This is a genomic window from Brachybacterium tyrofermentans (assembly GCF_039526165.1).
In the GTDB taxonomy this organism is placed as follows: Bacteria; Actinomycetota; Actinomycetes; order Actinomycetales; family Dermabacteraceae; genus Brachybacterium; species Brachybacterium tyrofermentans.
In genome coordinates this window covers 1-659 of the sequence record NZ_BAAAIR010000055.1, presented here as the reverse complement: position 1 = coordinate 659, position 659 = coordinate 1, and the positions used below count along the sequence as shown (strand labels likewise).

The 659-nt window shown below is 52.0% G+C and carries 1 protein-coding gene; it reads left to right on the top strand.

The genetic code is table 11. From position 1 onward, the window contains the following. Positions 1-57: 57 nt before the first annotated feature. Positions 58-659, top strand: a 602-nt coding sequence (locus ABD093_RS18170) for a colicin-like bacteriocin tRNase domain-containing protein (protein ID WP_343926270.1), incomplete at its 3' end; no start/stop codon positions are given.

Here is a 659-nt window from a genome sequence, read left to right as displayed (position 1 = left end):
GTGAAGGATGAGCGGCAGCATATTGCGGTTGTCGCAGGTCGGCCAATGAGTGTCCCTGTGGTGGATGCGAAACCGACAAAACGTCCGGGGGTATTCAGTGTGTCGATTCCGGGTCTCCCGTCTCTGCAGGTGAGCGTACCGAAAGGTGTTCCGACAGCGAAAGCCCCGCCAAAAGGCATTGTTGCTGAAAAAGGTGATTCACGTCCGGCTGGTTTTACAGCCGGTGGTAACTCCCGTGAGGCCGTTATTCGTTTCCCGAAAGAGACCGGACAGAAGCCGGTTTATGTGTCGGTGACAGATGTTCTTACCCCGGCACAGGTAAAACAGCGTCAGGAGGAAGAAAAGCGTCGCCAGCAGGCATGGGACGCCGCTCATCCGGAAGAGGGGCTGAAAAGAGACTATGATAAAGCGAAAGCTGAGCTGGATGCCGAAGATAAAAATATTGCGACCTTAAACAGCCGCATTGCATCGACAGAGAAGGCGCTCCCCGGTGCAAGGGCTGCTGTTCAGGAAGCCGATAAAAAGGTAAAAGAGGCAGAGGCAAATAAAGATGATTTTGTGACTTATAACCCGCCTCATGAATATGGCTCCGGGTGGCAGGATCAGGTTCGCTATCTTGATAAGGATATTCAGAATCAGAATGAGAAATTAAAAGCGGC